Genomic DNA, 17870 nt, shown 5'->3' with positions numbered 1-17870 from the left:
AGGTCAGCGGCCGCGCTTGAGTTCCAGGCTCGTCACGAGTTCGGCGCGGGCGGCCGCATAGCGCATCGCGTCCAGGCGGTCATGCATGCGCTCGCGCGCCGCGGCGCGCGCCTGTTCGGCCCGGACATCGTCGAGTCCGGTGGTACGCACGGCGGTGTCGGCCAGGACCGTGATGCCCCGCGGCATGACTTCGGCCAGGCCGCCCGATACGTAGACGTATTCATCCCCTTCGGCCCGCCGGATGGTGATCATTCCTTCCTTGAGCAGCGTCAGCAGGGGAATGTGGCCGGGCAGTATCCCCAGCGATCCGTCCTTGCCCGGGAGCTGCACATAGCTGCCTTCGCCCGAGAAGATGGTTGCCTCCGCATTGACGATGTCTATCTGCATGATGTCCTTTTGGCCCGGCGGGCCCGGCCATCCGGTGCCCGCTTTTTGAGCCGGGTATTTCAAAGCCAGTCGCCACGCGGCTCCCGCCGCGCCGTCTCCATGCTATCCCCAAGCTTGTCCACAGAAGTGGTGGATAAACCACCAAACCGTGCATCTCCGTTTGGCAGCCGATTTTTTATGTCTTAAGATATGTCGTAAGATATGTTTTTAGATATTCCATGGCCTGGAACAGGCCGGAGGGCAGCCATGCAACGCCATGACATTTCACCGGGTGGACGCGGCCTGGGCCTGCGCCCGGGGCGCAGGCTCGCCGCCGAGGACCTGCAGCTCATCCTGCTGGCGTTGCTGGAGGAAGAGCCGCGCCACGGCTATGAACTGATCAAGCAATTGTCCGAGCGCTCGTCGGGGTTCTACAGCCCCAGTTCGGGCATGGTGTATCCCGCGCTGGCCTACCTGGAAGACGTGGGCCATGCCGTGGTCACCGTGGAAGGCACCAAGAAACGCTATCGGTTGACCGACGAAGGCAGCGCCTGCCTGGCGCGCCATCGCGGCCAGGCCGAACGCATCCTGGCCGACCTGGCCAAGGTGGGGGCGCGGATGGCCCAGGTGCGCCGGGTGTTCGACGGCGAGGACGGCCTGGACACCATCGCGCCGGGCACGCCCGAGGACCTGATGCTGGCGCGCTATGGCCTGAAGCAGGCGTTGCACCAGGCGGGCGCCTGTGAGGGCGGCGAGGCCCTGCGCATCGCCGCCATCCTGAGACGCGCCACGGCCGAGATCCTGGGCAAGTAGCCGCCCCTCCAAACATCATCCTGGAAAATTCACCATGGAAAAAACCGAACGCGCGGTGCGCCGCGTCCGCCACGAACTGAAGTTCCGCCTGCTGCGCGTACGCGCGGTGCGCAAGGTCACGCCCCGCCTGCTGCGGGTGACGCTCGAAGGCGAGGACCTGGCCGGCTTCGCCAGCGCCGCGCACGACGACCACGTCAAGCTGTTCTTTCCCGCGCCCGGCCAGCAGCGGCCGGTGGTGCCGACGCCCGGGCCCAATGGCATGGTGTTCCCCGAGGGCCAGCCCCGTCCGGCGGCGCGCGACTATACGCCGCGCCGGTACGACGCCGCGGCGGGCGAACTCGATATCGAGTTCGCCCTGCATGGCGACGGCCCCGCCGCCGAGTGGGCGGCGCGCGCCGAGGCGGGACAGTACCTGGGCGTGGGCGGTCCGCGCGGCTCCTTCGTGCTGGAAGGGGACTTCGACGGTTATCTGCTGGTGGGCGACGAAACCGCGCTGCCGGCCATCGCCCGCCGCCTGGAAGAACTGCCCGAGGGCGCGCGCGCCGTGGTCGTGGCCGAGGTGGCCGACGTGGCCGAAGAACAATCGTTCGACACGCGGGCCGACGTGGCGGTCCGCTGGGTCCATCGCGACGGCGTGGCGCCCGGGCGTCCGGAACTGCTCGCGCAGGCAGTGGCCGAGCTGGGCAAGCCCCAGGGCGACTGGTATGCCTGGGTCGCGGCCGAATCCGGGGTGGCCAGGCGCGTGCGCCAGGTCCTGGTGGAGAGCTGGCAACTGCCCAAGGAGTGGATCAAGGCCGCCGGCTACTGGAAGCTCGGCGCCGCTGCCACTCACGACAAGCACGAGGATTGAAAGCATGCGCGCGAAACGCTCCGCGGCCGTCGTGGCCACGACGGTGAAAGACCTGCCGTGCTGGCGCCTGGTGTCGCCGCACGGCGAGGCGCTGGTGGCGCGCCAGGGCGCGCAGGTCCTGTACTACGCCCCGACCGGACAGCCCCCGGTGGTGTGGCTGAGCGACCAGGCGGAATTCCGGACCGGTTCGTCGTTGCGCGGCGGGATTCCCGTCTGCTGGCCGTGGTTCGGCCAGTTCGACCGCAATCCCGAACTTGTCCGCGCCATGCTGGCGCCCGGCGCCGATGCGCCGGCCCATGGCTTCGCGCGGGCGCTGGATTGGCAAGAGTGCGGCGCGCGCGTCGAGGGCGACGCCGCGTGCCTGCGGCTGCGACTGGACCTGCCCGCCGGCCACGGCGGCTGGAACCACGCGGCCGTCGCGACGCTGGATATCCGCCTGGACGATGCGCTCACGCTGACCTTGTCCACCCGCAACACGGGCCCGGGCACGCTGGCCCTGAGCCAGGCGCTGCATACCTACTTCGCCGTGAGCGATGCGCGCGAGGTGGCGATCGAAGGCCTGGATGGCGCGGCCTATGTCGATACCTTGAGAGACTGGACGCCGCAGGTGCAGGAGGGGCCGCTGTCCATCCAGGGGGAAACCGACCGCATCTACACCGGCCTGTCCGGGCCGATGCAGATACGCGATCCCGGATGGCGGCGAACCGTCGAGATCCAGGCGTCGGGTTCGCGTTCGGCCGTGGTGTGGAACCCCTGGGTGGACAAGTCGCTGCGCCTGTCGCAGTTCCGTCCTGATGCCTGGCGCGACATGTTGTGCATCGAGACCGCCCGGGTCTGGGACGACGTGCTGGAACTTGCGCCCGGTGCCGCCGCGGACATGAGCGTAACGCTGCGCGCGGTGGGCTGGGGCGCCTGAAGCCGTCAGTCGACCGTCGCGCCGGATTTTTTCACCACGGCCTCCCACTTGGGGATTTCCATCCTGACCAGGTCGGTGAATTCGGCCGGCGTGCTGGAGGTCGCTTCTATCCCCATGGCCGCCAGGCGGCGGCGCGCGGACTCCTCGGACATGCCGCGGACGACGGCGCCGTGCAATCGGTCCACCACCGCCGCGGGCGTTCCCCGGGGGGCCAGCAGCCCGAGCCAGTTCGAGACGTCGTAGCCGGGCAGGCCGGCCTCGGCGATGGCCGGCACGTCAGGAAGCGCGCTCATGCGCTTGAGGCTGGTGACGCCCAGCGCGCGCACCTTGCCGCTGCGTATGTGCTCGGCATACACCGCGTACGAATCGAAAGTCATGGACACACGGCCCGCCAGCACGTCGTTCAACAGCGGCGCGCTGCCCTTGTAGGGGACATGTAGCAGCCGCACGTCCGCCATCGAGGAAAACAGCGCGCCCGACAGGTGACTGGAGCTGCCGTTGCCGGCCGAGCCATAGGTCAGGGCGCCGGGCTGTGCCTTCGCCAGCGCGATCAACTCTTCCACGGTCTTTGCCGGCACCGAGGGATGGACGACCAGTACGCGCGGCGTGGTGTGGGTCAGGCTGACGTATTCGAAATCCTTGATCGGGTCGTAGCGCAGCTTGGGATACAGCGAGGGATTGATGGCCTGTGTGCCCATGGTGGCGAAGAACAGCGTGTAGCCGTCCGGGGCCGCGTGAGCCACGGCCTCGGCCGCTGTCGTTCCGCCCGCGCCGCCGCGGTTCTCGATCACCACTTGCTGACCCAGTTGTTCGGTCAGTTGCTGCGCCAGTCCGCGCGCCATGATGTCGGCGGCGCCTCCCGCCGGAAAAGGCACGACGAGCCGCAGGGCGTGGTCGGGAAAGCCGGCGGCACCCGCGCCGCCGGCCACGGCCAGCAGGAGCGCCGCCTGCGTCAGCGCCAGGCCGGCGCGTCGTCGATGAAAACCCATGGACATCTCCTCCGTTGTGGTTCTTTTCAGGTGGTCGGCCATACTTTAGGAGGAGGATCCGGGCCCGCCTATCGCCGGGCCATCAAAGCTGTTATGCGTCCCGTGGCCAGGGTCCATTCCCGGCCTGCACGAGGCTCCTTTTATCGGGAACTGGCCCTAGGCCAATTGGCGATGCCGCCCCGCGTACAGGCCGAACACGGCCTGGGCGCAGGCGAAGACCAGGCAGATCAGCAGGGCGACCGTCCATCCGCCCGTCATGTCGTGCACCGCGCCGATGGCCGTGGGGCCGCCCGCGGCCAGCAGATAGCCCACGGCCTGGGCCATGCCGGACAGCGCGGCCGCCTGCTGCGCGTTGCCGACACGCAGGCTGACGAAGGCCAGCCCCAGGATGATGGAAGCGCCGCCGCCGCAGCCATACAGGATGGCCCACGCCGCGGCCCAGGACGGCGCGGCCAGCAGGCCCAGCAGGGCCACGATGGAAAGGCCCGAGCAACCGACCGCCAGCCAGCGCTGGTCGCGCACCCGGCGCACCAGCGCCAGCAGCGGCAGGCCGACGACGGCCGAGGCGATCTGCAGCATGCCATGGACCGAACCGGTCGAACCCGGCGGGTAGCCCGCGTCGTGCAGCATCGAGGGCAGCCAGCTGGAAACGATGTAATAGACCAGCGAGTTCAGGCCAAGGAAAAGGGTGATCTGCCACGCCAGCGCCGATTTCCAGACCGGCCGGGGGCGGGCAGCCGGGCCGGCCGGTGCCGCGGCCGGGGCGGGGGCCCGCAGTTGCGGCAGCCAGATGAGGGCGCTGGCGACGGCCAGCACGACGGGGGCGAACAGGGCCAGCGGCCATCCGGGGCCGGCGGACCAGAGCGCCAGCGGCACGGCGATCATCGAGGCCAGGCCCGAGGCCACGCCCATCGTCAGCGCATAGGCGGAGGTCAGGCTGGCGATGCGCCCGGGGAAATCGCGCTTGAGCAGGCTGGGCAGCAGCACGTTGCCGAAGGCGATCGCGCCGCCGATCAGCACGGTGCCGGCGAACAGGGCCCAGGTCGCGCCCGAGGACCGCAGGCACAGGCCCGCCACCAGGGTCAGCAGCGCCGCCATCAACGTGCGCTCCAGTCCGTGGCGGCGGGCGGCCAGCGCGGCGATGGGAGAACCGGCGGCAAAGGCCAGCAGGGGCAGGGTGGTGAGCAGGCCGGCCTGGGCGGCGGTCAGGTCCAGGCTGGTTCGGATCATGTCCAGCACGGGCGCCACGCCGGTGACCGGGCCGCGCAGGTTGGAAGCGATCAGCAGGATGCCGGCGACGAGCCAGGCCTGGCGGGACAGGGAACTTGGAGCGGAAAGCGGAGCCATGGGTGAAGCAGTCGGAAAGGGTACCCATGGACTGTAGGCATTTTGCGTATGTCTGTCTTTGGATAAAATGACAATAAATTGCCAAAACCAGCCAATCACTCGCCATGACCGCTTTCGAAGCCGCCTTCGCCGAGTTCGATCCCGACGCCACCGTCGCGCCAGTGGTGGCGGTGCACCTGACGGCCCGGCAGCGCCGCAGCGAACAACCGGTGCACCGGCATCGCAAGGGCCAGTTGATCCTGGCGCTGCGGGGCTCGGTCACCTGCCATGTGCCCACCGGGCTCTGGATGGTGCCGCCGCAATGCGGGGTATGGATTCCACCTGGCATGGCGCACAGCAACCGGGTGTCGCAGCACGGCCAGGTCTGCCTGCTGTTCGTCGAGCCGGACACGGCCCCGCTGCCCGAGGTGTGCTGCACGCTGTCGATCTCGCCGCTGCTGCGCGAACTGATCCTGCACCTGGCCGCCGAATCCACCGACTACCCGCCGGATGGACCGACCCACCGCCTGGTGGGCGTATTGCTGGAACAACTGGGGCGCATGCCCACCGAGCAACTGCACCTGCCCGTGCCCGCCCATAGCCGCCTGCGCCGCATTGCCGACGCGCTGGCATCCGATCCCGCGAATCGCAGTACCGTGGCCGGATGGGCGCAGCAGGTGGCGATGAGCGAGCGCAGCCTGGCCCGGCTGATCAAGGCTGAAACGGGCATGAGTTTCGGTCGTTGGCGCCAGCAACTGCACGTCATCGTCGCGCTGCAACGCCTGTCCGCCGGCATGCCCGTGCAGCGCGTGGCGATGGACCTGGGCTACGAGTCGGTCAGTGCCTTCATCACCATGTTCAGGAAGGCCATGGGCAAGCCGCCCGGCCGCTACCTGGCAGAGCGCAACCGGGGCGAAGGCTAGGGCGCGGTATCATCGCCCGCTGATCGATTTCCGGCCACGACCTTGGACCTCTCGCTGCTCTGGATTCCCGCCACGCTTATCGCCGCCGCCGCGCAAACGGCGCGCAACACCATGCAGCATCGGCTGACGGAGACGCTGGGCACACTGGGCGCGGCCCAGATCCGTTTCCTGTACGGCCTGCCCTTCGCCCTGGTGTTCCTGGCCGTGGTGCTGGCGGTGGGCGGAGACTCCCTGCCGCATGTCGATGCGCGGTTCCTGCTGTATTCGGCGGCAGCTGCCGCGGCACAGATCCTGGCAACGGTGCTGATGCTGGCCACCATGCAATTGCGCAACTTCGCGCTCAGCACGGTCTACGTAAAGACCGAGCCGGTGCTGGTCGCGGTCTTTGCCGTGGCCGTGCTGGGAGACCCCCTGTCGGCGCTGGGCGCCTGCGCCGTGCTGGTGGCGACGGCGGGCGTGGTCGTCATGTCGTGGAAACCCGGCGCGGGGGCGGGCGGCAACTGGCGTCCGGCGCTGCTGGGCATCGCCTCGGGCGCCTTCTTCGCCTTGTCGGCGGTGGCGTTTCGCGGTGCCATCGTGTCGCTGGACAGCGGTTCGTTCGCGACGCGCGCGAGCGTGACGCTGGTAGCGGGACTGGTCATGCAGACGGGCGCGCTGGTGCTTTGGCAGGCGCTGTTCCGGCGCGACGTGCTGCGCGGCGTGCTGGCGCATTGGCGCTCGTCGCTGCCGGCGGGATTCATGGGGGCCTTCGCGTCCCAGTGCTGGTACATCGGCTTCGCGCTGACCTCGGCGGCCAACGTCCGTACGCTGGGCCTGGTGGAAGTCCTGTTCGCGCAGTTCGCTTCGCGGCGGATCTTCGCCCAGCATGCCAGCGGCCGCGAACGCGGCGGCATGGTGCTGGTCGTGCTGGGGCTGATCCTGCTGCTGTATGGCACGCGAGGCGGATCCTAGGCGGCGCGCCCCCGGATCCGGCCCGAATTCCCGTCTCAGGCCGCGGCGGCCAGTTCTTCGGCCATCAGGCCGGCTTGTTCCAATGCCTGGTTGACGGCCGCTTCGCGAGCCTCGCCGCCCAGCGCGACGCCCTCGGCGCGCAGCACGCTCACGTCGGTCACGCCAAAGAAGCCGAGCACCGCGCGCAGGTAGGACTCCTGGTGATCCAGCAGGCTCTCCACCGGCGTACCGGCGTACTTGCCGCCGCGGGAGGAGACGATCACGACCTTCTTGTCGCCAGCCAGGCCTTCGGGGCCGTTGGCGGTGTAGCGGAAGGTCTTGCCGGCTTGTGCGACACGGTCGACCCAGGCCTTGAGCTGGGAGGGAATCGAGAAGTTGTACATCGGAGCGCCGATCACCACGACGTCGGCGGCCAGGAATTCGGCCAGCAATTCGTCGGTGTAGGCGACTTCCTGGCGGAATCCCTCGTCATCCGGGACCACGGCACCGGGCTGAGGGCGCAGCGATTGCAGCAGCGCGCCGTCCAGGTGGGCCGGAGGATGGGCCACCAGGTCGCGGTGCTTGACCGTCGATTGGGGGTCGTTCTGGCGCAGGGCCTTCACGACCGCGGCGGTCAGTTCCCGGGAAACCGAAGCGGTGCCGGTGGAGCTCGAGTCGATGTGCAGGACTTTCATGGGGATTCCTCGTATGCGTCGAATTCTTAGGGTTAATGCGGATGACCTCCGCCACGTCAACAAGATATATCGTCAATAATTCTTTTTAAACTGGCGCTGCTGGGAATTACTTTTCTATATTTGGAATAATCAAAGACGTCCTTGGGAGGGCCATGCAGGACCTCAACGATATGTACCTGTTCGCCAAGGTGGTCGAACACGGCGGCTATACCGCCACCGCCCGGGCATTGGGGATACCGGTGTCGCGCATCAGCCGGCGCATTGCCGCGCTGGAGAACGAATTGGGTGTGCGGTTGCTGCACCGCACCACGCGCAAGATCTCGGTGACCGAGATCGGCCAGACGTATTACCAGCACTGCGCGGCGCTGGCCGCCGAGGCCGCCGCCGCCCGGGAGGCGGTGGACCGGACGACGTCGAAGCCGCAAGGCCTGATCCGCTTCAGTTGCCCGGTCACGTTGCTGCATAGCGACATCGGCGCCATCGTCGCGAATTATCTGGAGCAGTATCCGCAGGTGCGTGTGCAGATCGACGCCACGTCCCGGCGGGTGGACGTGGTGGAGGAGGGCTTCGACCTCGCGCTGCGCGTGCGCACGCCGCCGCTGGAGGACTCGGAACTGGTCGTGCGCCCGTTGTCCAGCAGCCGCCTGGTGCTGGTGGCCACGCCGGATTTCTTCGCGCGCCATGGCGAGCCTCAGGACATCCGGGACCTGGAGCGCCTGCCGACGCTCAGCATGATGCAGGCGGCGGAGCGGCATGTCTGGCGCTTCGTCGGGCCGGATGGCGCCGAGGTGTCGGTGGGGCACGTGCCGCGCCTGTCGGTCGACGACCTGAACACCCTGCGCAGTACGGCGCTGCAGGGGCTGGGCATCGCGTGCCTGCCATGGTCGCTGGTGGCGGCCGATGTCGAGGCCGGCCTGCTGCATGTCACGCTGGCCCGGTATTCTCCGCCGGAAGGGATCGTGCAGGCGGTGTTTCCATCGAGGCGAGGCCTGGTGCCGGCGGTGCGGGGTTTCCTGGATGCGCTGGTGGCTGCCTACAGCCGGCAGTCGCCCGCGCCGGGCTAAGGCCGGTTCCGGGGGAAAGCGCTACGGCAGGCAAGGGGGCTCATGTACAATCCCAGGGCATTCGGTGGGCCGGAAACGGACGCGGGTCGGGAACGGTCAAGCAACCGGGAGGCTGCCCGGCTTTCCGGATGACACTAGCCCGCAAGGCGTCCATGCGGGCTTTTTTTATCTCGCGGCAACGCCGGCTGGAGATCGCATTGCACAAGGGCTCGGGGCGATAGATGTTGATACTGATTTCCAACGACGACGGTTATTTCGCGCCGGGCCTGGCAGCCCTGGCCGAAGCGCTGCGGCCGTTGGCCGAACTGATCGTGGTTGCACCCGAGACCAATCGCAGTGGATCGTCGAATTCGCTCACGCTCGATCGCCCCTTGTCGGTGCGCACCGCCGCCAACGGTTTCCTGTATGTCAACGGCACGCCGTCCGATTGCGTCCACGTGGCCTTGACCGGCCTGCTGGACCGGCGCCCCGACCTGGTGGTGTCCGGGATCAACGACGGACAGAACATGGGCGAAGATACGCTGTACTCCGGCACGGTGGCCGCGGCCACCGAGGGCTATCTGTTCGGCTTGCCGTCGATCGCTTTTTCCCAGGTGGCCAAGGGTTGGACGCACCTGGACGCGGCGGCCGCCGCCGCCCGCAGCTTCGTTGAACGTTTCATCGCCAGTCCGCTGGCGGCGCCGAGCCTGCTGAACGTGAACATCCCGAACCTGCCATTGTCCGAGTTGAAGCCGCCCCGCGTGACCCGGCTGGGCCGGCGCCATCCCTCCGAGCCGGTGGTGCGTTCGTCCACCCCGTACGGCGAACCGGTCTACTGGATCGGTCCGGCGGGCAAGGCCGCCGACGCCACGCCCGGCACGGACTTCCATGCCTGCGCCGACGGCGCGGTATCGGTCACGCCGCTGCGGTTCGACCTCACGCACGGCGCGCAGCTCGAACCCATGCGCGAATGGATTCCGACGGAATGGATAGGCGCAAACCGCTGACGCCGGCACCGGCGCCGCGACAAGAGGGGGCGGAGGCCCGCTCCGCCGCCGCTCGCCGTCCGTCCTCGTCCTTGCCGCCGGTGACGGCGGCGAACAGCAATACGCGTGTCACCACGGGACGTCCACCTGCCGTCCGTGGTACGCCGGGACGCCCGGCCCGCCCGGACGAGGCCAGGCCCACGAACAGCAATACGCGGGTGGCGCCGGCCCGGCTGGTCGTGCCGGCGCCGGTCCAGGCCAGGGCCCCGGCGCGCGAGACCAATCACGGACTCAATTCCGAGCGCATGCGCGCCGCGCTGGTGGCGCGGCTGCGGGCGCAGGGCATCGCGGACGAACGTGTGCTCGAGGCGGTACTCGCGATTCCGCGCCATCGCTTCGTCGACGAAGCGCTGGCCAGCCGTGCCTACGAGGACGCGGCGCTGCCGATCGGCCACGGGCAGACCATCTCGCAGCCGTGGATCGTCGCGCGCATGATCGCCGCGGCGCGCAATGGGCGCGAACTTGGCAAGGTGCTGGAGGTCGGAACAGGATGCGGCTACCAGGCCGCCGTGCTGGCGGGGGTGGCGCGCGAGGTGTATTCCATCGAGCGCATCAAGGCCTTGCACGAATTGGCGCGCAATCGACTGCGGTCTTTCCGGCTTCCCCACGTACGCCTGGTCTTTGGCGACGGCATGCTGGGCGTGCCGAGCGCCGCTCCGTTCGACGCCATCGTCGTCGCGGCCGCGGGACTCAAGATACCCGATGCGCTGCTGGCTCAACTGGTGGTCGGCGGCCGCCTGGTGGCCCCGGAAGGGGGGGCCAGGCAGAAATTGGTCATGATAGAGCGCACCGGAGCCCAGAGCTGGGTGCGGACCGACCTGGAGGCGGTGCGTTTCGTGCCCCTGCAGTCCGGTGTGTTGTTGTAACGAATAGGAGATCTGGGATGCAGAATTGGCGCAAGCCGAACCGCGACGAATCCAATCGACCCCGCCTGGGAGCGGAAAGGCTCGGGCGGACCGCGCGGAGGGTGCTGCTCTGGACGAGTTGCGCACTGGTTCTTGCGGCCTGCGGCACGACACCCAGGACGGTGCCGGTCGTTGACCGGACCACGCCGGCCAAGCCCCCAAGCGGCCCCGCCGCCACGGCGGGCCGCGAATCCTCTCGTCTGATCGATGCCGATACCTACGTGGTCAAGCGCGGCGATACGCTGATCCGCATCGCCCTGGACCATGGCGAGGACTGGCGGGACATTGCCCAGTGGAACAACCTCGAGGATCCGAACCAGATCCGGCCGGGGCAGGTCCTGCGCGTGACGCGGCCGGGGTCGACCGCAGCCAGGCCCGCCGACAGCGGCGTGGCGCAGGCCACACCGGTGCCCGCGCCGTCGCAGTCGGCTTCCCGCCCGTTGGGTACGCCGGCCCCGGAGCCTGCGTCGCCCGCCCCCGCTCCGGCCGTGCCAGCGCCCGCGCCCGCCACCCAGCCCACGGCCCCGGCAACGCCGCCGGCACGCAGCGAGCCGGCAGGCGAGCGCGTGGAGTGGGGCTGGCCCGCCAGCGGCAAGATCATCGAGAACTTCCACGAGACCCGCAACAAGGGGCTGGACATCGCCGGTACCCCGGGTGATCCGGTGCTGGCCGCGGGCGACGGCAAGGTGGTCTACAGCGGCAGCGGCCTGCGCGGCTACGGGCAGTTGATCATCATCAAGCACAACAACACTTTCCTGTCCGCCTACGCGCACAACCGCGCCATGCTGGTCAAGGAAGGGCAGGCGGTGCGGCGCGGGCAGAAGATCGCCGAACTGGGCAGTACTGACGCCGAGTCGCCGCGCGTGCACTTCGAGATCCGCCGGCAGGGCCGTCCCGTCGACCCCGCCGGCTACCTGCCGCCGCGCTGAGGTCCGCCATGACGCCCATGCTGGTCTTCGACCTTGAAACCATTCCTGACCTGGAAGGCCTGCGCTCGCTGAACGGGTGGGGCGGGGACGTTCCCGATGCCGAGGTGGTCGAGCGCGCGACCGCCGCCCGGCGCGAAGCCGTGGGACACGACTTCCTGCCGCTGCACCTGCAGAAGATCGCGGTGGTGGGGTGCGTGTTCCGTGACGACGACGGATTCCGGGTGAAGTGCATCGGCAAGGCCGACGATCCCGAGGCCACGCTGATCTCCGGCTTTTTCAAGACCATCGACCGCTATACGCCGCAACTCATCAGCTGGAACGGTTCGGGTTTCGATTTGCCGGTCCTGCACTATCGTGGGCTGATCCACGGCATCCAGGCATCGCGCTATTGGGACATGGGCGAGGACGACCGGGATTTCCGCTACAGCAACTACATCAGCCGCTACCACAACCGGCACTGCGACCTGATGGATCTGCTGGCGAAATACAATGGCCGCGCCAACGCGCCTCTGGACGAACTGGCCAAGCTGTGCGGTTTTCCCGGCAAGATGGGCATGGATGGCAGCCAGGTCTGGCCCGCCTGGAGTTCCGGGCGCCAGGAAGAAGTGCGTGCCTATTGCGAGACCGACGTCGTCAATACCTGGCTGGTCTATTGCCGCTTCCGGTTGATGCGGGGCATGCTGTCGCGCAGCCAGTACGACGCCGAAGTGGCGCTGGTGCGCAGCACGCTGGAGTCCCTGGACCTGCCCCATTGGCGCGAATACCTGGCGAACTGGCCCGCCTCGGGCTAGGCGGGCCGCGCGGGAAAACTGATATTCCGAACATGAGTCAAGAAGCAGACATGACGGCCGTGGACGGCCTGGCAGGGACGGCTGTCGCCGCCGAATTCGACGATGGCTCCGTGGCCATCGCGTCGGTGGACCTGGAAGGGCGCGGTATCGCGCGCCGCCAGGGCAAGGTGGTGTTCGTCGACGGCGCGCTGCCGGGCGAGCGCGTGACGCTGAAGGTGACCAGGCGCAAGCCGTCCTACGAACTGGCGGAGGTCGAGCACGTGGTGCAGGCGTCGTCGCAGCGCGTGACGCCGCGCTGCGCGCACTTCGGCGTCTGTGGCGGCTGTGCCATCCAGCACGCGGACCCGGCCGCGCAGGTGGCGATCAAGCAGCGCGTACTGGAAGACACGCTCTGGCACATCGGCAAGCTGGTGCCGCAATGTGTCTTGCCGCCCATCCATGGTCCCGCGTGGGGGTATCGCTACCGCGCGCGGTTGTCGGTCCGGGTGGTCGTCAAGAAGGGCGGGGTGCTGGTGGGGTTTCGCGAGCGCAAGAGCAGCTACGTGGCCGACATGCGCGAATGCCACGTCCTGCATCCGCACGTGGCCTCGCTCCTGGTGCCCCTGCGCGAGATGGTCGCCGCCATGCCCGCGCGCGACCGCGTGCCGCAGATCGAAGTCGCCGTGGGCGACAGCCAGGTGGTGCTGGTGCTGCGCCACCTGATCCCGCTGGTCGACGAGGACCTGGCGGTGCTGCGCGCGTTCGCGGCGCGTCATGACATCCACTGGTGGCTGCAGCCCAAGGGGCCCGACACGGCGCATCCGCTGGAGCCTGGGGACATCGACGGGCTGGCCTACACGCTGCCGGAATTCGGGCTGCGCATGCCGTTCAAGCCCACCGATTTCACCCAGGTCAACCACGCGATCAACCGGGTCCTGGTGTCGCGCGCGCTCGCGCTGCTCGACCCCCGTCCCGAGGACCGGGTGGCCGACCTGTTCTGTGGCCTGGGCAATTTCACGCTGGCGCTGGCGACCCGCTGCCGCGAGGTCGTGGGCGTGGAGGGCAGCCAGGCCCTGACCGACCGGGCGCTGGACGCCGCTCGCCGGCATGGCGTGGACGCGCATACGGCATTCTCGACCCTGAACCTGTTCGAGGTGGACGAGACCTGGCTGCGCAGCCTGGGCCACTTCGACCGCATGCTGATCGACCCTCCGCGCGAAGGCGCCCTGGCGGTCGCCAAGGCCCTCGCAACGCTGGGAGCCGACCGCCCCCGGCGCATCGTCTACGTCTCCTGCAACCCCGCCACCCTGGCCCGCGATGCCGCCATCCTCGTGCACGAGGGCGGCTATACGCTGAAGGCGGCAGGCGTGGTCAACATGTTCCCCCACACCGCCCACGTGGAATCCATCGCTGTGCTGGAATAATCCCCCCCTACGCGCTGACGCGCGCGCCCCCAGGGGGCGATGCGGGTGGACCGGAAGGGAAGCCCACCCCCGCGCCCTTTGGGCGCCCCCTCAAGGGGGCGATGCGGGTGGACCGGAAGGGAAGCCCACCCCCGCGCCCTTCGGGCGCCCCCTCAAGGGGGCGATGCGGGTGGACCGGCGGAGCCGGATCCACCGCATCCTGGGGTACCAACGGGCTGGCGGGGACTGGCGTTCTTGCCTCTTGCCAGCATAAACAAGAACGGCCTTGCATCAGATGCAAGGCCGTTCTTGTTTCCTGAGCGTCTTCAGACCCAGGGCACCGCGGATCCGGCTCCGCCGGTCCGCCAGTGCCGCCCCCTGGGGGACGCCCGAAGGGCGTAGGGGGGGGCTCTACTACTCTCGTTCTCCGCCGAAGATGCCCAGGAGCATCAGCAGGTTGACGAAGACGTTGTAGACGTCGAGGTAGATCGCCAGGGTGGCCGAGACGTAGTTGGTCTCGCCGCCGTTGACGACGCGCTGCAGGTCGACCAGCATGAACGCCGAGAAGATGCCGATGGCCAGGACCGAGATGGTCAGCATCAGCGCGGGCAGTTGCAGGAAGATGTTGGCCAGGGCCGCCACGAGGATCAGGATGGCGCCGACGAACAGCCACTTGCCGAGGCCGGACAGGTCGCGCTTGATCGTGGTCGACAGCAGGGCCATGGTGCCGAACACCACCGCGGTGCCGCCAAAGGCGGTCATGATGAGCGTGGAGCCATTGGCCATGCCCATGACGAAGCCGATCATGCGGGACAGCATCAGCCCCATGAAGAACGTGAAGACCAGCAGCAGGGCGACGCCCAGCCCGTTGTCCTTGTTCTTCTGGATGGCGAACATCAGGCCGAAGGCGCCGATCAGGAACACCATGGTGGTCAGGCCGGGGCTGCCGCCCATGACCTGGGCGAGGCCGGTGCCGACACCGATCGCCGCGCCCAGCACGGTGGGGATCAGCGACAGCGCGAGCAGCCAATAGGTGTTGCGCAGCACGCGATTGCGCGCGACTTCGCCGGGCGCAGTCCCGGTCCGGTTGAAGGGAGAAGTGCGTAGATCGTTCATGGTCGAGCGACTCCTAAAGTGGTCTTTTGCTCTGTTTCGCCCCGCGAGGGCATGGTGTGTCAGACACCAAGTATGCCGCAGGGTTCCGCCTGGTTCCAGTCAGTCCTGCGCGATGCGTCCGGGGAGGGCTGGAATAGCGGTCCCGTCAAGGGGCCGTGATATAATTTAACGTTTAAGTTCCCCTCAAAGTATCTGTTTTTATTGGAGTTTTTGATGGCTATCGAGCGCACCCTGTCGATCATCAAGCCGGACGCCGTTTCCAAGAACGTCATCGGCCAGATCGTTTCCCGTTTCGAGGCTGCAGGCCTCAAGGTCATCGCCGCGCGCATGATGCAGCTCTCGCGCGCCGACGCCGAGCGCTTCTATGCCGTCCACGCCGCGCGCCCCTTCTTCAAGGATCTGGTCGACTTCATGGTGTCCGGTCCCGTGTTCGTGCAAGTCCTGGAAGGCGAGAGCGCCATCCAGAAGAATCGCGACCTGATGGGCGCGACCGACCCCAAGAAGGCCGAGAAGGGTACCATCCGTGCCGATTTCGCCGACAGCATCGACGCCAACGCCGTGCACGGTTCGGACGCCGTCGAGACCGCCCAGGTCGAAGTCGCGTTCTTTTTCCCCGAACTGAACATCCACAGCCGCTGAGCCAGGATGTCCGTTTTTCCCAGGAGGCCGGGATGAATACTATCTCGCCGCTCGCCGAAGCCGCCCAGGCCGAGGCTCCACGTTCCGAATCCCCGCGTATCAACCTGCTGGGGCTGGACGGGGCCGAGCTCGCCTCGCTGGTGGAAAAATGGGGGGACAAGCCGTTTCGCGCCAAGCAGTTGCAGCGCTGGCTGCACCAGCGCGGCGTGGACGATTTCGAGCAGATGTCGGACCTGGCCAAGTCGTTCCGCGAAAAGCTGGCGCGGCATTGCGAGGTTCGACTGCCCGAGGTCGTCAGCGCCCACAAGTCGGCCGACGGCACGCGCAAGTGGCTGCTCGACGTCGGCAATGGCAATGCCATCGAAACCGTCTTCATTCCCGAGGACGATCGCGGCACGCTGTGCATCTCGACGCAGGCGGGCTGCACCGTCGCCTGCCGCTTCTGCTCCACCGGCCACCAGGGCTTCAACCGCAACCTGGGGGTGGACGAGATCATCGGCCAGCTGTGGCTGGCGCGCCGCACGGTCGAGGCCGACCGGGATGGGGCGCGCCTGTCGGGCGGCATGCCCGCGCCGCTGGGCACCCAGGACGACCGGATCATCAGCAACGTGGTCATGATGGGCATGGGCGAACCCCTGCTCAATTACGACAGCACGGTGTCGGCGCTGCGCCTGATGCTGGACGACAACGCCTATGGCTTGTCGCGCCGCCGCGTCACGGTATCGACCTCGGGCGTGGTGCCCATGATGGATCGTCTCTCGCGCGACTGTCCGGTGGCGCTGGCGGTGTCGCTGCATGCGCCCAACGACGCGCTGCGCGACGATCTCGTGCCGCTGAACCGCAAGTATCCGCTGCGCGAGCTGATCGCGGCGTGCCAGCGCTACCTGGAGTTCGCCCCGCGCGACTTCATCACGTTCGAATACGTCATGCTCGACGGCATCAACGATGGCGACGAGCATGCCAAGCAATTGATAGACATTGCGCGGCAGGTGTCGTGCAAGTTCAACCTCATTCCGTTCAATCCCTTCCCGCAGTCCGGACTCAAGCGCTCGCCCATGGCGAGGGTCAGGCTGTTCGCCCAGCGCCTGATGGACGCCGGCATCGTCACCACCGTGCGCAAGACGCGCGGCGACGACATCGACGCGGCCTGCGGCCAATTGGCCGGCGAGGTCAAGGACCGGACCCGCTTGAAGGAACGCCTGGCGGGCGAGACCCGCTTCGGCCGCATCGTGGAGGTGCGCGAATGATGCAACCGCGGTGCCGGTCCGGCCGTTGCGGCAGGGCCGGACAAGGAGTCGTCGATGTCTGAACCCCACGAAACCGGTGCAGCCGGAAGGCAAGAGGGCCAGGCGCCCGCCGCCGGCTCGCCGTCTTCGTCGTCCGTAGGCCGGGAACTGGCCCGCTTGCGCGAGGCGCGAGGCTGGTCGCAGGAATATGTGTCCGACCGCCTGAAATTCGCGGTGCGCCAGATCCGCGCCCTCGAGAACGAACGCTGGACCGAGCTGCCGCAAGGCATGCCGCTGCGCGGCTTCGTGCGCAACTATGCTCGCCTGCTGGACGCGGACCCCGCGCCCATGCTGCAGGCGCTGTCACCGCAACTGCAAGTGGCCGATCCGGTCTCGCTGGAGCAGGCTTCATCGCTGTCCAGCCCGTTGGCGCATTCGTCGCGCCGGGCCTGGCCGACGGCTGGCAGCCGCAGGCGGCTGGCCCCGTGGCTGGTCGGCGGCGTGATGGCGGTGCTGGCGTTGGTGCTGCTCGGCTACGCGCTCAGCCAGCAAGGCAAGCTTTCGTTCGGGCAGGTGTCCACGGCCAGCCTGGATACGTCCGCCGGAGGCACGACATCGGTCCAGATGGAAGCGCCTCTGGCACTGGCCGAGACGACGCCCCCCGCCCCGGCGGAGGCTGCGCCGGCCGTGCCGCCGCCGCCGGCGCCCGAACCGCCGCCGGCGGCAGCCGCGCCGGCCCCGGCGCCCGGTCTGTCGCTGACGATGAGGCAGGCAAGCTGGATCGAGGTGCGGCGGGCCGACGGCACGGCGGCCGTGTCGCGGATCATTCCCGCGGGCGAGCCTTACGAGCTGGATGTGGCGGGCGCGCCTTATCGTGTCGTGATCGGCAATGTCAACGGGGTAGACTTGACCTGGCGTGGCGCGCCCGTCGACCTTGCGCCGTATCGCCGGGACAATGTCGCCCGGCTCACCCTCCAGTAGCCGC

General features: G+C 68.3%; 19 protein-coding genes. 14 read left to right on the top strand and 5 right to left on the bottom strand.

The features are described from left to right. Positions 1-3: 3 nt before the first annotated feature. Positions 4-387, bottom strand: a complete 384-nt coding sequence (atpC, locus tag AC1Q6E_RS03825) for an ATP synthase F1 subunit epsilon (protein ID WP_152796542.1) — start codon at positions 385-387, stop codon at positions 4-6. Between the two features lie 246 nt (positions 388-633). Between atpC and AC1Q6E_RS03820 the strand changes: the two genes are divergently transcribed. From AC1Q6E_RS03820 to AC1Q6E_RS03810, 3 genes are read left to right on the top strand one after another with little or no spacing between them, the layout of a single operon-like run. Then, positions 634-1179: a PadR family transcriptional regulator gene (locus AC1Q6E_RS03820; protein ID WP_296556493.1), complete on the top strand. Its 546-nt coding sequence runs from the start codon at positions 634-636 to the stop codon at positions 1177-1179. A 34-nt stretch (positions 1180-1213) separates the two neighbouring features. After that, positions 1214-2029: a siderophore-interacting protein gene (locus AC1Q6E_RS03815; protein WP_296556495.1), complete on the top strand. Its 816-nt coding sequence runs from the start codon at positions 1214-1216 to the stop codon at positions 2027-2029. Between the two features lie 4 nt (positions 2030-2033). Continuing rightward, positions 2034-2945, top strand: a complete 912-nt coding sequence (locus AC1Q6E_RS03810) for a D-hexose-6-phosphate mutarotase (RefSeq protein ID WP_492572232.1) — start codon at positions 2034-2036, stop codon at positions 2943-2945. Positions 2946-2950: 5 nt separating this feature from the next. Here AC1Q6E_RS03810 and AC1Q6E_RS03805 read toward each other — a convergent pair whose 3' ends face one another. Next, complete coding sequence (locus AC1Q6E_RS03805; RefSeq protein WP_492572231.1) at positions 2951-3934, bottom strand: tripartite tricarboxylate transporter substrate binding protein; 984 nt, start codon at positions 3932-3934, stop codon at positions 2951-2953. Positions 3935-4090: 156 nt separating this feature from the next. Further along, positions 4091-5281, bottom strand: a complete 1191-nt coding sequence (locus tag AC1Q6E_RS03800) for an MFS transporter (RefSeq protein ID WP_152796531.1) — start codon at positions 5279-5281, stop codon at positions 4091-4093. A 104-nt stretch (positions 5282-5385) separates the two neighbouring features. On the opposite strand from AC1Q6E_RS03800, the gene AC1Q6E_RS03795 reads away from it, so the two are divergent. Then, complete coding sequence (locus tag AC1Q6E_RS03795) at positions 5386-6183, top strand: AraC family transcriptional regulator (RefSeq protein ID WP_492572230.1); 798 nt, start codon at positions 5386-5388, stop codon at positions 6181-6183. Positions 6184-6225: 42 nt separating this feature from the next. Next, positions 6226-7134 (top strand): EamA family transporter, encoded by a 909-nt coding sequence (locus AC1Q6E_RS03790; protein ID WP_152796527.1) that lies wholly within the window; start codon positions 6226-6228, stop codon positions 7132-7134. A gap of 35 nt (positions 7135-7169) precedes the next feature. Here AC1Q6E_RS03790 and AC1Q6E_RS03785 read toward each other — a convergent pair whose 3' ends face one another. Continuing rightward, a complete protein-coding gene (locus AC1Q6E_RS03785) occupies positions 7170-7808 on the bottom strand; it encodes an FMN-dependent NADH-azoreductase (protein ID WP_492572229.1) in 639 nt (212 codons plus the stop codon). A 152-nt stretch (positions 7809-7960) separates the two neighbouring features. On the opposite strand from AC1Q6E_RS03785, the gene AC1Q6E_RS03780 reads away from it, so the two are divergent. The 6 genes from AC1Q6E_RS03780 to rlmD all read left to right on the top strand — a co-directional run bounded on the left by AC1Q6E_RS03780 (position 7961) and on the right by rlmD (position 13925). Next, positions 7961-8872, top strand: coding sequence for a LysR substrate-binding domain-containing protein (locus tag AC1Q6E_RS03780; RefSeq protein ID WP_296555433.1), 912 nt, complete (start codon positions 7961-7963; stop codon positions 8870-8872). Between the two features lie 221 nt (positions 8873-9093). Further along, positions 9094-9858: a 5'/3'-nucleotidase SurE gene (surE, locus tag AC1Q6E_RS03775; protein ID WP_152796521.1), complete on the top strand. Its 765-nt coding sequence runs from the start codon at positions 9094-9096 to the stop codon at positions 9856-9858. Positions 9859-10055: 197 nt separating this feature from the next. Continuing rightward, entirely contained in the window at positions 10056-10763 is a 708-nt protein-coding gene (locus tag AC1Q6E_RS03770) for a protein-L-isoaspartate(D-aspartate) O-methyltransferase (protein ID WP_492572349.1), read from the top strand. Between the two features lie 17 nt (positions 10764-10780). Continuing rightward, on the top strand, positions 10781-11731 hold the full coding sequence (locus AC1Q6E_RS03765) for a peptidoglycan DD-metalloendopeptidase family protein (protein WP_152835654.1): 951 nt from the start codon (positions 10781-10783) through the stop codon (positions 11729-11731). 8 nt (positions 11732-11739) lie between these two features. Continuing rightward, the gene (locus tag AC1Q6E_RS03760) at positions 11740-12522 is read left to right on the top strand and encodes a 3'-5' exonuclease (protein WP_492572228.1); all 783 of its coding nucleotides are present in this window, start codon (positions 11740-11742) and stop codon (positions 12520-12522) included. 50 nt (positions 12523-12572) lie between these two features. Further along, a complete protein-coding gene (rlmD, locus tag AC1Q6E_RS03755) occupies positions 12573-13925 on the top strand; it encodes a 23S rRNA (uracil(1939)-C(5))-methyltransferase RlmD (RefSeq protein WP_152797700.1) in 1353 nt (450 codons plus the stop codon). 393 nt (positions 13926-14318) lie between these two features. Here the strand turns inward: rlmD and AC1Q6E_RS03750 are convergent, their stop codons facing one another. Next, complete coding sequence (locus AC1Q6E_RS03750; RefSeq protein ID WP_152795218.1) at positions 14319-15020, bottom strand: Bax inhibitor-1/YccA family protein; 702 nt, start codon at positions 15018-15020, stop codon at positions 14319-14321. A 213-nt stretch (positions 15021-15233) separates the two neighbouring features. Between AC1Q6E_RS03750 and ndk the strand changes: the two genes are divergently transcribed. Genes ndk through AC1Q6E_RS03735 form a run of 3 tightly spaced genes read left to right on the top strand, consistent with a single transcriptional unit; the run spans position 15234 to position 17866 of the window. Next, positions 15234-15659 (top strand): nucleoside-diphosphate kinase, encoded by a 426-nt coding sequence (gene ndk / locus AC1Q6E_RS03745; protein WP_492572227.1) that lies wholly within the window; start codon positions 15234-15236, stop codon positions 15657-15659. A gap of 32 nt (positions 15660-15691) precedes the next feature. After that, the gene (gene rlmN / locus AC1Q6E_RS03740; RefSeq protein WP_152795222.1) at positions 15692-16906 is read left to right on the top strand and encodes a dual-specificity RNA methyltransferase RlmN; all 1215 of its coding nucleotides are present in this window, start codon (positions 15692-15694) and stop codon (positions 16904-16906) included. 54 nt (positions 16907-16960) lie between these two features. Beyond that, positions 16961-17866 (top strand): helix-turn-helix domain-containing protein, encoded by a 906-nt coding sequence (locus AC1Q6E_RS03735; RefSeq protein ID WP_492572226.1) that lies wholly within the window; start codon positions 16961-16963, stop codon positions 17864-17866. Positions 17867-17870 lie beyond the last annotated feature (4 nt).

It is taken from the genome of Pigmentiphaga sp. MLSB6-MA01 (assembly GCF_058793475.1).
The sequence above is the reverse complement of the archived record's forward strand: the minus strand, read 5'-3'. Positions and strand labels throughout refer to the sequence as shown.

Bases quoted from the DNA above. Each gene is read 5' to 3' on its own strand.
- atpC (WP_152796542.1), bottom strand. From the start codon at position 387: ATGCAGATAGACATCGTCAATGCGGAGGCAACCATCTTCTCGGGCGAA.
- AC1Q6E_RS03820 (WP_296556493.1), top strand. From the start codon at position 634: ATGCAACGCCATGACATTTCACCGGGTGGACGCGGCCTGGGCCTGCGC.
- AC1Q6E_RS03815 (WP_296556495.1), top strand. From the start codon at position 1,214: ATGGAAAAAACCGAACGCGCGGTGCGCCGCGTCCGCCACGAACTGAAG.
- AC1Q6E_RS03810 (WP_492572232.1), top strand. From the start codon at position 2,034: ATGCGCGCGAAACGCTCCGCGGCCGTCGTGGCCACGACGGTGAAAGAC.
- AC1Q6E_RS03805 (WP_492572231.1), bottom strand. From the start codon at position 3,934: ATGGGTTTTCATCGACGACGCGCCGGCCTGGCGCTGACGCAGGCGGCG.
- AC1Q6E_RS03800 (WP_152796531.1), bottom strand. From the start codon at position 5,281: ATGGCTCCGCTTTCCGCTCCAAGTTCCCTGTCCCGCCAGGCCTGGCTC.
- AC1Q6E_RS03795 (WP_492572230.1), top strand. From the start codon at position 5,386: ATGACCGCTTTCGAAGCCGCCTTCGCCGAGTTCGATCCCGACGCCACC.
- AC1Q6E_RS03785 (WP_492572229.1), bottom strand. From the start codon at position 7,808: ATGAAAGTCCTGCACATCGACTCGAGCTCCACCGGCACCGCTTCGGTT.
- AC1Q6E_RS03780 (WP_296555433.1), top strand. From the start codon at position 7,961: ATGCAGGACCTCAACGATATGTACCTGTTCGCCAAGGTGGTCGAACAC.
- surE (WP_152796521.1), top strand. From the start codon at position 9,094: ATGTTGATACTGATTTCCAACGACGACGGTTATTTCGCGCCGGGCCTG.
- AC1Q6E_RS03765 (WP_152835654.1), top strand. From the start codon at position 10,781: ATGCAGAATTGGCGCAAGCCGAACCGCGACGAATCCAATCGACCCCGC.
- AC1Q6E_RS03760 (WP_492572228.1), top strand. From the start codon at position 11,740: ATGACGCCCATGCTGGTCTTCGACCTTGAAACCATTCCTGACCTGGAA.
- rlmD (WP_152797700.1), top strand. From the start codon at position 12,573: ATGACGGCCGTGGACGGCCTGGCAGGGACGGCTGTCGCCGCCGAATTC.
- AC1Q6E_RS03750 (WP_152795218.1), bottom strand. From the start codon at position 15,020: ATGAACGATCTACGCACTTCTCCCTTCAACCGGACCGGGACTGCGCCC.
- ndk (WP_492572227.1), top strand. From the start codon at position 15,234: ATGGCTATCGAGCGCACCCTGTCGATCATCAAGCCGGACGCCGTTTCC.
- rlmN (WP_152795222.1), top strand. From the start codon at position 15,692: ATGAATACTATCTCGCCGCTCGCCGAAGCCGCCCAGGCCGAGGCTCCA.
- AC1Q6E_RS03735 (WP_492572226.1), top strand. From the start codon at position 16,961: ATGTCTGAACCCCACGAAACCGGTGCAGCCGGAAGGCAAGAGGGCCAG.